General features: G+C 69.5%; 10 protein-coding genes. 9 read left to right on the forward strand and 1 reads right to left on the reverse strand.

Translation table 11 applies throughout. The features are described from left to right. The first annotated feature begins 5 nt into the window (after positions 1-5). From AC07CM_RS47045 to AC07CM_RS47070, 6 genes are read left to right on the forward strand one after another with little or no spacing between them, the layout of a single operon-like run. Positions 6-644, forward strand: a complete 639-nt coding sequence (locus tag AC07CM_RS47045) for an isochorismatase family protein (protein WP_478882724.1) — start codon at positions 6-8, stop codon at positions 642-644. After that, positions 641-871, forward strand: a complete 231-nt coding sequence (locus tag AC07CM_RS47050) for a phosphopantetheine-binding protein (protein WP_478882725.1) — start codon at positions 641-643, stop codon at positions 869-871. The genes AC07CM_RS47045 and AC07CM_RS47050 overlap by 4 nt, the downstream gene beginning before the upstream one ends. Then, positions 868-4,776, forward strand: a complete 3,909-nt coding sequence (locus tag AC07CM_RS47055; protein WP_478882726.1) for an amino acid adenylation domain-containing protein — start codon at positions 868-870, stop codon at positions 4,774-4,776. The genes AC07CM_RS47050 and AC07CM_RS47055 overlap by 4 nt, the downstream gene beginning before the upstream one ends. Next, entirely contained in the window at positions 4,773-5,057 is a 285-nt protein-coding gene (locus tag AC07CM_RS47060; protein ID WP_478882727.1) for an MbtH family NRPS accessory protein, read from the forward strand. The genes AC07CM_RS47055 and AC07CM_RS47060 overlap by 4 nt, the downstream gene beginning before the upstream one ends. Then, positions 5,006-5,194 (forward strand): hypothetical protein, encoded by a 189-nt coding sequence (locus AC07CM_RS47065; RefSeq protein ID WP_478882734.1) that lies wholly within the window; start codon positions 5,006-5,008, stop codon positions 5,192-5,194. The genes AC07CM_RS47060 and AC07CM_RS47065 overlap by 52 nt, the downstream gene beginning before the upstream one ends. Then, entirely contained in the window at positions 5,191-6,912 is a 1,722-nt protein-coding gene (locus AC07CM_RS47070; protein WP_478882728.1) for an acyl-CoA dehydrogenase family protein, read from the forward strand. The genes AC07CM_RS47065 and AC07CM_RS47070 overlap by 4 nt, the downstream gene beginning before the upstream one ends. 80 nt (positions 6,913-6,992) lie before the next feature. On the opposite strand, the gene AC07CM_RS47075 is transcribed toward AC07CM_RS47070, so the two are convergent. Next, positions 6,993-7,610, reverse strand: a complete 618-nt coding sequence (locus AC07CM_RS47075; RefSeq protein ID WP_478882729.1) for a MerR family transcriptional regulator — start codon at positions 7,608-7,610, stop codon at positions 6,993-6,995. A 117-nt stretch (positions 7,611-7,727) separates the two neighbouring features. Here AC07CM_RS47075 and AC07CM_RS47080 point away from each other — a divergent pair, with 117 nt between their 5' ends. The 3 genes from AC07CM_RS47080 to AC07CM_RS47090 all read left to right on the forward strand — a co-directional run bounded on the left by AC07CM_RS47080 (position 7,728) and on the right by AC07CM_RS47090 (position 11,492). Then, positions 7,728-8,138, forward strand: coding sequence for a DUF3291 domain-containing protein (locus AC07CM_RS47080; RefSeq protein ID WP_478882730.1), 411 nt, complete (start codon positions 7,728-7,730; stop codon positions 8,136-8,138). A 62-nt stretch (positions 8,139-8,200) separates the two neighbouring features. Next, positions 8,201-9,652, forward strand: coding sequence for an MFS transporter (locus tag AC07CM_RS47085; RefSeq protein ID WP_478882731.1), 1,452 nt, complete (start codon positions 8,201-8,203; stop codon positions 9,650-9,652). 1,096 nt (positions 9,653-10,748) lie between these two features. After that, positions 10,749-11,492, forward strand: a complete 744-nt coding sequence (locus tag AC07CM_RS47090) for a YceI family protein (RefSeq protein WP_478882732.1) — start codon at positions 10,749-10,751, stop codon at positions 11,490-11,492. Positions 11,493-11,637 lie beyond the last annotated feature (145 nt).

Below are 11,637 nucleotides of genomic sequence, written 5' to 3' on the forward strand. Positions count from 1 at the left end.
TCACCATGGGACTTCCCACCATCGCCCCGTACGCCATGCCAGCGGGCCCCGAGCTGCCCGACAACCGGGTCGACTGGACCGTCGACCCCAGCCGGGCCGTGCTGCTCGTCCACGACCTGCAAAACCACTTCCTGTCCGCGTTCGCGCACGACGCGTCGCCGCTCACCGATCTCCTCGCGCAGACGGCCCGGCTGGCGGACGAGGCGCGCCGACTCGGCATCCCCGTCGTCTACTCCGCGCAGTCCGGCGGCCAGAACCCCGCACAGCGGGGGCTCCAAATGGACTTCTGGGGTCCCGGACTGCCCGACGACGCACACGCGGTAGCCATCGCCCCCGCCGTCGCTCCGCAGGACGGCGACACCGTCCTCACCAAGTGGAAGTACAGCGCGTTCGTCCGCACCGACCTCGCCGACTTCCTGGCGGAGCACGGGCGCGACCAGCTGATCATCACCGGCGTCTACGCGCACCTCGGGGTGAACATGACGGCCTGCGACGCCTGGATGCGGGACATCGAGGCCTTCGTCGTCGCGGACGCCGTGGCCGACTTCGGTCCGCGCGAGCACATCGAGGCGCTGCGCTGGGCCGCGCGCTCCTGCGCAGTCGTCACCACCGCCGACACCGTGTTCCAGGGAGACCGGCCATGACGCTGACCGTGCAGCGGATACGTGAGGACGTCGCGGACGTACTCGGGGAGGACCCCGACGACATTCCCGACGACGAGAGCCTGATCGACCACGGCCTCGACTCGGTGCGGCTGATGAGCCTCGTCGAACGGTGGCGGCGCGAGCACGGCACCGAGGTCACCTTCGTCGACCTCGCCGACCGGCCCGACATCGAGGCCTGGGCCGCCCTGCTGGGAGCCCGGGCATGACCATCACACCCGAGCACGGTCTGCCGCTCACCGCCGCCCAGACCGGGATGTGGTACGCGCAGGCCCTCGACCCGGACAGCCCTGCACTGAATACGGCCGAATACCTGGAGATCCACGGCCCGTTGCAGCCCAAGCTCTTCGCGCAGGCCCTCCACCGCACCGCCGAGGAGGCCGACGCGCTGCGCATGCGGGTCGTCGAAACCCCGGACGGACCACGGCAGTTCCCCTGCCCAGTGCCCACACCCGGCGCCGGCTTCCCACTGCACACGGCGGATCTGCGCGACGTACCCGATCCGGAGGCCACCGCCCGTACCTGGATGGACGGCGACCTTGCCCGGCCCTTCGACCTGGCCGCCGGGCCGCTCTTCCAGCACGCGCTGCTGCGGGTCGGCGACGAGCGCTGGCTGTGGTATCAGCGCGTGCACCACCTGGTCATGGACGGATTCGGCTACTCCATGGTCGCCCGGCGCACCGCCGAGATCTACTCAGGGCTCACGGCCGGCCGGGAGCCAGGAGACAGCCCGTTCGGCCGCATCGAGGACCTGGTGGCCCACGACCTCGCCTACCGCGCCGGTGAGCAGTACGACATCGACCGCGCCCACTGGAGCGAGGCGCTCGCCGACGGGCCCGAGGCACCCAGCCTGGCCGCCCGCACCGCACTGCCTTCCCGCACCTTCCTGCGCTCCACCGCCCGTGTTCCGGACGAGACCGCCGCACGACTGCGTTCGCTGGCCAGCGGACTGCGCGCCACATGGGCCGAGTTGATCGTGGCCGCACAGGCCCTGTATGTCTCGAGGGTCACCGGGCACTCCGACGTCGTGCTGGGTCTGCCGCTGATGGGCCGGATGGGCTCGGTGGCACTGCGGGTGCCCGGCATGGTCATGAACGTCCTGCCGCTGCGACTCGAGGTCCACCCCGCCACCACGCTCGCTGAGCTGACCCGCCAGGTCGTGCTGGGGGTGCGTGGCGCGCGCCGCCACCAGCGCTACCGCTTCGAGGACATCAAGCGCGATCTGGGTCTCCTCGGCGAGGGCCGCCCGCTCATCGGCCCGCTCGTCAACGTCATGCCATTCGACTACGACCTGACCATCGCCGACGCCCCCGTCGTCCCGCACAACCTGTCCGCGGGCCCGGTCGACGACCTCACCATCAATGTCTACGACCGAGCCGACGGCCGCGGCCTGCGCATCGACCACGACGCCAACCCAGCCCTCTACACCCCCGATGAACTCGCCGCCCACGCGGAGCGGTTCCTCGCCCTGCTCGCCCGGATCGCCGACTGCGATCCCAGCGTGCCCCTCGCCGAGCTGGGCGTCGCCACCGACGCCGAACGGCACCAGGTACTGGCCGACTTCAACGCCACGGACCGGGACGTCCCGGCCACCACGCTCATCGGCCCCATCGAGGCCCAGGTCCGGCGTACCCCCAACGCGCCCGCTCTCGTCCACGGGGATCTGACCCTGACGTACGCGGATCTCAACGCACGGGCCAACCGGCTCGCCCACCACCTGGCCGCCGGGGGAGTGGGCCCCGGCACGCTCGTCGCCGTCGCCCTGCCCCGCTCCGTGCCGCTGATCGTCGCCCTGCTCGCCGTCCTCAAGGCTGGTGGCGCCTATCTGCCGCTCGAGCCAGGCTATCCGGCCGAGCGGCTCGGTTACATGCTCGACGACGCCGACCCCGTCTGCGTCGTCACCGACACCGCCACCGCCGAACGGCTGCCCGGAACCGGGCGTCGGCACGTCCTCCTGGACCGCACCGACCTGGAGCAACTGCCGACGGTGGACCCGCCCCGGGCACTCACCCCGAGCCACCCTGCCTATGTCATCTACACGTCCGGCTCCACTGGCAGACCCAAGGGCGTCGTCGTACCGCACTCAGCGATCGACAACCGGCTGCGCTGGATGCAGCACACTTACCCGCTGGCGCCCGGCGACCGCGTTCTGCAGAAAACGCCGTCCGGATTCGATGTCTCCGTGTGGGAGTTCTTCTGGGCTTTCAGGACGGGTGCCACGCTCGTCCTCGCCGACCCGGACGGACACAAGGATCCGTCGTACCTGGCCTGGCTCATCCGCGAACAGGCCATCACCGTCTGCCACTTCGTACCCTCCATGCTGCAGGTGTTCCTCGCCGAACCGGAGGCGGCCGGATGCACCGGGCTGCGGCACGTCTTCAGCAGCGGTGAAGCCCTGCCTCGCGATACTGCGCATCACTTCCACCGCGTCCTGCCGTCGGTCCCGCTGCACAACCTCTACGGGCCAACCGAGGCCGCGGTCGACGTCAGCCACCACACCTGCGTGCCCGCGGACACCGGCACCGTGCCGATCGGGCGTCCGGTCTGGAACACGCGCCTGTACATCCTCGATGCGGCCCTCCAGCCATGCCCGCCCGGCATCGCCGGCGAGCTCTACCTCGCGGGCATCCAACTCGCCGATGGCTACCTCAACCGCCCCGGCCTGACCGCCACCCGGTTCGTCGCCGACCCGTACGGGCCCGCCGGCTCCCGCATGTACCGCACCGGCGACCTGGCCCGCTGGACGGCCGACGGGGAAGTCGTCTACCTGGGGCGCACCGACCACCAGGTGAAGCTGCGCGGGCAGCGCCTCGAACCCGGTGAGATCGAGGCCCACTTGGCGGCTGTGGAGGGCATCACCGGCGCCGCCGTCCTCCTGCGCGAGGACCGCCCCGGCGACCAGCGACTCATCGCATACGTCACCGGCAGCGCCCCCGACCCAGCCGACCTGCGCGCCCGCCTCGCCACCGTTCTGCCCGACTACATGGTCCCCTCGGCGTTCGTCACCCTCGACGACTTCCCGCTGAGCCCTAACGGCAAGCTGGACCGCGCCGCCCTTCCGGCCCCCGCCAACGCGACCAGCGCCGACGGCCGTGCCCCGCGCAACCCCACCGAGGAGACGCTGACCCGCCTGTTCGCCGAGGTGCTCGGGGTCGACCGGGTCGGTGCCGACGACGCCTTCTTCGACCTGGGCGGCACGTCCCTGCTCGCCGCGCGCCTGATGTCCCGCATCCGCGACACCCTCGGAACACAGACGCCGCTCGGCACGCTCTTCCGCGCACCCACGCCCGCCGCACTCGCCGAACGGCTCACGGACGGCGGCACGGGTGACACCGCGCTGGACGTGCTGCTGCCGCTGCGCGCCTCGGGAGAGCGCACCCCGCTCTTCGTGTTCCACCCGGCCGGCGGCATCAGCTGGTGCTACTCGGGCCTGCTGTCCCGGCTCGGCCCCGACCAGCCGATCCACGGCCTGCAGGCCCGCGGACTCAAAGAGGGCGAACAACTGCCCGCGACCATGGATGAGATGGCCGCCGACTACACCGAACAGCTGCGCACGGTACAGCCACACGGCCCCTACCGGCTGCTGGGCTGGTCGGTCGGCGGCGTCATCGCCCACACCGTCGCCGTCCACCTCCAACAGGCCGGCGAAACCGTAGAACTGCTAGCTCTGATGGACGCCTACCCCTCCGACCAGTGGCGCGACCTCGCCGGCCCCACCGAGACCGACGCCCTCAACGCCCTCCTCCGCATGGCCGGTTACGAGGGCGGCACAGGCCTGACCCGTCAGGGGGTCCTCGACGTTCTGCGCCGTGAGGGAAGTGCGCTCGCGGCGCTACCGGAGCGAGTCCTCGACGCCGTCGTCGGCATCGTCACCAACAACGCCAGACTGATGCGCACCCAGCAGCACCGGATGTTCGACGGCGACGTGCTGTTCTTCACAGCCGCCGCGCCCCGCGCCGAGCACTGGCTGACTCCAAGGGCCTGGACGCCGTACGCCACCGGGACGATCCACGAGCACCAACTGGACTGCCTGCACCCCGAAATGACCCGGCCGGGCCCGATGGACGAAATCGCCGCCACGCTCTCGGCCCACCTGAAGGAGCTCGACGGATGACCCGCCCCATCGATCCCACCGGCGGCGACCCCTTGACCCACCTCGTGCTGGCCGACACCGCAGGCCGACGGTCACTGTGGCCGCAGTGGCTGCCCGTCCCGGACGGGTGGACCGCCGACTTCGGGCCCGCTGCCCAAGAGGACTGCCTGCGCAGGATCGACACCTCGCAGGCCCGCCAGAACGCCCCGACCCCACCCACCCCCTGGCTCCCGACCCTGGAGGAATCACCATGTACGGCAACCCCAGCAACCGCCGGGTCGCCGACGTACCCCACCACCTGATGCGCGGAGCCGCCTTCCACACCCGCCTCGCCCAGCTGCGCCTGGCGGCCGTGCGCATCCCGGCCAGCGCCGCCGACCACCGCCCCATCCCGCTGGAGGCCCCGGCCGGCACCGCACCCACGGCAGGTTCCCGATGACTGAGCTGACCCCCTGGCTGCTGGAGCTGCTGCTCGGCGACCCGGCCGACCCCGACAACCCCTACGGCTACGCCGCCGCCGTCGCCCGCGACGAGGCGGACGCCTTCCCCGAGCAACTGTGCGAGACGCTGCGCGACGTCGGCTTCCACCGCAACTACCTGCCCCAGCAGTGGGGCGGCGCCTTCGAGTCCTTCGACCGCAGCCTCACCTTGGTCCGCGCTGCAGCCCGCCGGGACGTCACGATCATGCCCGGCACCATGTTCAGCATCATCGCCGCCACCTGCCTGCAACTCCACGGCACCGCAGCACAGCAGGAGCGCGTAGCGTGCATATTGCGAGACGGCGGTGCCGTCGCCTTCGCGCTCACCGAGGAGGACCACGGCAGCGATCTGCTCGCCGGACAAGTGCGACTCGACGAGCACGGGCTGCTGCACGGCGAGAAGTGGCTGGTCGGTAACGGCCTGCGGTGCGAGGCCGTTTATGTCGTGGCCCGCACCCGCGAACGCGGCCCCGCGGCCTTCACCTCCTTCCTGCTCGATCTGACCGACGAAACCGTCGACCTTGACGACCTGACCCAGCTGCCGGCCCCGCTGACCGGCGGCATGCGCGGCATCGACCTCGCCACACTACGCTTCAACGCCCTCCCGGTGCCGTGGGACGCACAGGTCGGCAAGGAGGGCGAAGGCCTGGAAGTCGCCATCCGAGCGCAGCAAGCGGTGCGGCTGATGAGCATGGCGGGTTCGCTCGGCATCGCGGACACCGCCCTCCGACTCACCGGAGACTTCGCCGCCGAACGCCGCGTCGGCCATACGGCACTGTCCGCCACGCCCTATGCCGCACGGGAGTTGTCGATCGCGTCCGCCGCACTCCTGGCGGCCGACGCGGTAGCGCTCTGCGCCGCCCGCGGCGTACATGTGGTGCCGGAAGCATTCAGCGTCTGGGGCCTGGCCGCCAAACACCTGGTGGCCGAAGCCTCCGAGGACCTACTGCGCCACTGCGGCACCGTGCTCGCCACCCGCTCGGTGTTGCGACAGGCAGCCCCCGGCAACGGAGTATTCCAGAAGCTGCAGCGCGACTCGGCCGTCGTCCGCGTCATCGACGCCAGCCCCTACGCGAACCTGCGCGCCTACTGCGGCCAGCTGCCCACCCTGCTCACCAGCACCGAGACGCCCGCACCGGAGACACTGCGCCGCATCTTCACCCTGGACGCCGAGCTACCGCCCTACGAACCCGCCCGCCTCGACCTCATCACGCGCGGTGTGGACCCGGTGCTGGGCGGGCTGCCCACCGTGACCGCACCGGTCCGCGCGGCCCTGGACGACGACACGTCAGCCCTCGTCGCCCGCCTAACCGAGGCCGTCGCCGATCTGCTACAGGCGGCCGAGGCCGCGCGCCAGCCCGGCGCGGACCCCAACGCCCTAGCCGACCTCGCCGAGCGCTATGCCTGGCTGCACGGCGCCGCCGCATGCGTCCACCTGTGGTGGGCCAACCGCGAACACTCGCTCTATGGCACCGAACCCGGCGCCACGGGCTGGCTGCGCGCCGTCCTCAGCTACCTGCTGGCCCGCGCCGAGGGCACCGACCCGCGACAGCACGGCACGCACCTGCTGCCCGCTCTCGACAGCCTTGCCGCGCTACGCGAGCAGGGCCTGCTCTTCACCGCCACCCCCGTCCCCCTCGCCGCGACCTACCAGGAGGGCGCCGATGCCCAAGGCTGACCTGACCGTGCTGGCCGCCCGGCTGGAGGAACACCCTCCCCCTGCTGCCCGAGGTGGACGGCTGACCGCTCGGCTCGGCTTTACGGGTGGTGGCGCTGTGCGGACTCGTGCTCCTGGGCGAGCCTGCGCAGCGCCATCAGGGCGGGCTCGAGCAGCGTGGTCAGAATGACGGCCCGCTCGGCCAGCTCTAGCGGGTCTACTACGCCCTCCAGTTGATCGAGATCCAGCTGGGCGGTCTCCTCAGCAAGCCGGGCGTAGGGGAGCAGCGTGTGCCAGTCCAGGGCGACGCCGAACTGCTGCAGAGTGGCTAGGGTCTCGGCCAGTACGTCGCGGGCGGGAGCGTCCTCGTGGACCTGCCAGCCCAGTTCGTCCAAAAGCGCGTCCACCACAGCCGGTTGCTCGAACTCCTCGGCGGGCTCCTCTGAGATGCGGATGGCGCCCAGAGCGAGACCGAGGACGAGATGCGGCTGGGACTGCTCCTCGGAGAGCGCGCCGAGCACCTTTCGGGTGGCTTCAACGGAGAGCCCGCGGATCCCGATCAGCGCCCGGATCAGCCGCAGTCGGCGCAGGTGCTGTTCGTCGTACTCGGCCTGCGTGGGAGATGTGAGGCGGCCGGCGGGCAGCAGTTCCTCCCGGATGTAGAACTTGATCGTGGGCACGGACACCCCACTCTTTCGGCTGAGTTCTGAGATTCGCATCGGTCCTGCCTTCTTCTGGTCACTCGATAGTTCTACTGTCCAGCATGGATAGCGGCACTGTCCACTTTGGCTGTGGGCGGCTTTCGCAGGATGGCCCCTCTCAGGAAGATCACAGTCGTGCCCACACTGCCCTGGACCATCCCCAACAAGCCGCAGCTCGGCGTCACGACCGCGCTGGTCATGGCCTCGCGCCTGGAAGCGCGCTCACCCAAAGACGTGCCGCGGTTCTTCCTCCGCTCACTGATCGCCTGGAATCAGGTGCGCGGTGCACCGGGTGCGCTCGGCGCCTCGCTGATCGCCGCCCCGTCGGGCCGCACCGTCTGGACGCTTTCCGCCTGGGAGAGCCGGGAGCAGCTCTACATCTACGCCAAAACCAAGCCACACAACTCGATCATGAAGGAACGGCGGTCCACCATGCGCCACCCGCTCTTCACCTTCTGCGAGGCCCCACTCGGCGACCTGCCCACCACCTGGACCGACGCAAAGCGCCGCCTCGCCGAGCAGCAAGCCGCCGAAGCCGGTTCCTGAACTCCCGCCCATCCCATCACCGCCCCGACCCCACCCCCCGACGAACCCGCCAAGGAGACCCCATGCCCGAGCCCGATGCCCGATCGGCGCCGCTGTGGCTGTCGATCGTGGCGTCCAGCGTCCCGATGTTCATGGTCGCGCTGGACAACTTGGTCGTCTCGACCGCACTGCGCACACTGGCCGTGAAGCTCGACGCCTCCACCCAGGACCTGCAGTGGTTCGTCAACGCCTACGTGCTGAGTTTCGCCTGCCTGCTGCTCACTGCCGCCGCACTGGGTGACCGATTCGGCCGCCGCCGGGTCTTCGTGCTCGGCATCAACCTCTTCACCGTCGCGTCCGTCTTCTGCGGCCTGGCCAGCACAAGCGGCGAACTCATCGCCGCCCGCGCCGTCCAGGGCATTGGCGCCGCGGCCGTGATGCCGCTCTCCCTCACCCTGCTCTCCGAGGCCGTCCCCGCCCGCAAGCGCGGCCTAGCACTCGGTCTGTGGTCCGGCATCAGCGGCCTGGCCGTGGCCATGGGTCCGGTCGTCGGAGGGGCCGTCGTCGACGGCCTCGACTGGCACTGGATCTTCTGGGTCAACGTCCCGGTCGGCATCGTGGCCGTGCCCCTGATCAACTTCGCACTGCAAGAGAGCCGCCTGGACGGCGTGGGCCTGGACCTGCCGGGCATGCTGCTGGCCGCCACCGCGCTGTTCGCCGCTGTCTGGGGCATCGTGCACGGCGCCACCGACGGCTGGACCTCCACAACCGTGCTCGGCGTATTCGCCGCCGCAGCCGTACTCCTCGTCCTCTTCCTGCACTGGGAACGCCGCACCGCACAACCGATGCTGCCACTCTCCTTCTACCGCATACGCTCCTTCACCCTCACCAACATCGTCTCCGCCAGCATGTACTTCGGCGTATTCGGCTCACTCTTCCTGCTCGCCCAATACCTGCAGATCACCCCACCGCGCACCCCCCTGGAAGCCGGCGTGCGAACCCTGGCCTGGACCCTGATGCCGATGTTCGTGGCCCCCGCCGCCGGGGTGCTCACCAACAAGGTCGGCGGCGGCCGGCTGATGGCCCTCGGCCTCTTCCTGCAAGGCGCTGGCCTGGCCTGGATCAACCTGATCGCCGACACCAACACCTCCTACACAACCCTGGTCGCACCGATGGTGATCTCCGGTATCGGCATGGGCTTCGTCTTCGCGCCCACCGCGGCCGTGGTACTCGGCTCCGTCAGCCAGGAGCACGCGGGCAAGGCTTCCGGCGCCAACACCACCGTCCGAGAGGTGGGCGGCGCACTCGGCATCGCCGTGCTGAGTACCATCTTCGCCGACCACGGCAGCACCGCATCGCCCACATCCTTCGTGAACGGCCTGCATCCAGCCGTGTGGGCAGGCGTCGGTGTCGTGCTCGCCGGAGCGCTATGCGCCCTGGGCATCCCCCGCCGCCAGCAGCCCTCCGAGGCCCAGACCGCCGCCTCGGAAACAACCACCACCGACGGCGACCGCACCGCAGCGGCCACCGCCTGACCACCCACAGCCCAACCGACCCTTCGCCCCTGACCGGCGCGGGTGCCCGAACTCCCCCGGCGGGCACCCGCGCCCCCCTACGCCTTGAGCAGCCATGAAACCCTCACTCGAGGTCGGCGGCCCGCCGCCCACCGCAAGCGCGGCCTGCACCAGGAGGAGAACAGCTGTCGATGCTCGGTCTGCTGTCCTTCCGGGCTCCCGCACGAGTGACAGTAGTCCAGGAGTAAGGTTCAACCGGACTTCGACGTTTGTATTGAAAGTGTGACAAACCGGGGCAGTGGACGAGACGTTGATGCCGTGTTGTAGTTTGATTGGGTCCGAAGTGTCAGAGCCAGGCGTGCGCTCATCAGCCCGCCCAATTCCCTGCGGGGTGGCGTCCCGGAGGCGGGTGCCCCACCGTCGCGACATCGGCTATGCGGGACGCCTTTACTCAAAGCTATGCGTTCTGACGCCGTCGACCTGGCGACCAGCAGACCTCAGGCCCGCCAGCTCGGAGGGCGCCCAAAGCGTCGAAGTCATAGGCGAAGGACATACGAGGCGTTGACCGCATTGTCCGGTCCGGAATGGGATCCGACGGTGTGCGCGCGGCACTGTCGGCAGCACGCCATGAGTAACCGGCAACAGCCGGCTGAGCCACGACGCCGCCGTTCTCACAGAGGCGCTACCGAGAGAGGCCAAACGTGTGCGTGGGCGCCAGTACCACCTCACCTACGGAAAGAGGCAGGTCTGGGTTGCACGCGCCTGCAAGTCCACCGTGTGTACCAGGGAAACGACGACCTTTTCGCAGCAATGGTGGAGCAGCGCAGTTGCTACTTGGGGTCCGCTTTCGTGTCGGCACGGTCGGTGACTGTCGGTGGTACGGACCGTTACTGGTCCGTATCACGGGCAGACGATGTAGGGCACCTCAAAGCCTGCCAGTGTGAGACGCGTTGGGGAAGTCATAACGAAAGGCACCGATATGTTCACCCTCTTTCGGCGGCGGACCGGGCAGATGGTGGGCGGTGGAGCACGCCTGCATCGGGGTCTGGCACTACCCGAAGGCGCAGGGCGGGTTGAATGTCAGGTGGTAGACCCGGTAGGGCTGCCGATGCGGGCCATGGTCAACGTCCTGGACCAGGCGGGACAATCAACAGTGGAAGGCAGCACTGACTCCTACGGACTGTTCACTGCGGCTGTGCCGACCGGCGACTACCACGTGTCGGTGGCCTCTGACGGATTTCAGCCACGCCGCGTCCCGGTAGAGGTAGCTGCTGGTGCGCGGGCATCGGCTGGGGTGATCAGCCTGGACGTTGCGCCACTGCCACCGACCCCGATGCCGGGACGCTGGGACATCGACCCAGTCCACACAGCAATCCGATTCGTCTCCCGGCACATAGGTCTGGCAGATATTCACGGCCGGTTCAACCGTTTCTCCGGCAGCCTGGCGATCGCCGAGCATATGCGGGACTCCCAGATCGACGTCACCATCGACGCTGGAAGCATCGACACGGGGGTCTCCATGCGCGACGACCACCTGCGCTCACCGGACTTCCTCGACGTCACTGCGCACCCTTACCTGAACTTCACAGGAAGTGACTTCGTGCATCGCGGCGGCTCCCACTGGGCAATCACTGGGATGCTGGAACTGCACGGCGTCTCCCGCACCGTCAAGCTAGACACCACCTACCTAGGCCTGGGCGCTGGCATGCAAAGCGAAGCCCGCGCAGCCTGCAAGGCGGTCACTGAACTACACCGAGACGACTTCACCCTCGCCTGGCAGAAGATGCTTCCCCGCGGCATCGCGGCCATCGGCACCACGATCCGAGTCGAGTTGGATGTCCAAGTGGTGCAAGCGTCATAGCCTCATTGCCGACGACCGGGGCCGCAGGGCAACGAGCGTGCCCAGCCAAACTAAGTGGTCTCGTCCGGAAGTCTTTCGGGGGTTGATCACGGCGCCGGGCTGGCGGAGGATTCTTCCTGGTGATCGGCGGTGTGCCGGTCGAGCC

Source organism: Streptomyces sp. NPDC044061 (assembly GCF_056434305.1).

What these genes read in the sequence shown, in the direction of transcription:
- AC07CM_RS47060 (WP_478882727.1), top strand. Translation starts at nt 4,773, where the DNA reads ATGACCCGCCCCATCGATCCCACCGGCGGCGACCCCTTGACCCACCTC.
- AC07CM_RS47090 (WP_478882732.1), top strand. Translation starts at nt 10,749, where the DNA reads ATGGTCAACGTCCTGGACCAGGCGGGACAATCAACAGTGGAAGGCAGC.
- AC07CM_RS47075 (WP_478882729.1), bottom strand. Translation starts at nt 7,610, where the DNA reads ATGCGAATCTCAGAACTCAGCCGAAAGAGTGGGGTGTCCGTGCCCACG.
- AC07CM_RS47070 (WP_478882728.1), top strand. Translation starts at nt 5,191, where the DNA reads ATGACTGAGCTGACCCCCTGGCTGCTGGAGCTGCTGCTCGGCGACCCG.
- AC07CM_RS47045 (WP_478882724.1), top strand. Translation starts at nt 6, where the DNA reads ATGGGACTTCCCACCATCGCCCCGTACGCCATGCCAGCGGGCCCCGAG.
- AC07CM_RS47055 (WP_478882726.1), top strand. Translation starts at nt 868, where the DNA reads ATGACCATCACACCCGAGCACGGTCTGCCGCTCACCGCCGCCCAGACC.
- AC07CM_RS47065 (WP_478882734.1), top strand. Translation starts at nt 5,006, where the DNA reads ATGTACGGCAACCCCAGCAACCGCCGGGTCGCCGACGTACCCCACCAC.
- AC07CM_RS47050 (WP_478882725.1), top strand. Translation starts at nt 641, where the DNA reads ATGACGCTGACCGTGCAGCGGATACGTGAGGACGTCGCGGACGTACTC.
- AC07CM_RS47085 (WP_478882731.1), top strand. Translation starts at nt 8,201, where the DNA reads ATGCCCGAGCCCGATGCCCGATCGGCGCCGCTGTGGCTGTCGATCGTG.